The 417-nt window shown below is 59.5% G+C and carries 1 pseudogene; it reads left to right on the forward strand.

The window, feature by feature from the left end:
* Positions 1-189, forward strand: a pseudogene (locus B3C64_RS04825) (trigger factor); the annotation flags it as partial.
* Positions 190-417: the final 228 nt, after the last annotated feature.

Genomic DNA, 417 nt, shown 5'->3' on the forward strand with positions numbered 1-417 from the left:
GTGCAGGAAGTCGGCCGTTCCAAGGGCCTGCTTGCCGGCATGCGCGCCGTGACCTTCAAGGCCGACGGCGAGACCCTCGACCTCAGCTCCTTCCTCGGTGAAGCCGCTGAAGACGAAGAGTCCGAGAGCGTCGAAGCCGCTTCCGCGGCCGCCGCTGTGGCCGACGAGATCGCTTCCGACAAGAAGTGAGCCGTCTCCGATTCGTTGAACGAACGAATCGATAACGCGTAAGCGGTTGGGGTTGGAATCCAATAGGGTTCCAACCCCAACCGCTTTTCATATGCTCGGATTTGTGCCTTATACCGCCTTATACTGGAATCTGTGGTGAACAGCGCAATGCAACAAGGATATGCCGTCGTCGATTTCGAGACCACCGGATTGAGCCCGGCCCGCGGCGACCGCGCCATCGAAATAGGA

The sequence above is a fragment of the Bifidobacterium sp. UBA6881 genome, assembly GCA_002451435.1.
Lineage (GTDB): Bacteria > Actinomycetota > Actinomycetes > Actinomycetales > Bifidobacteriaceae > Bifidobacterium.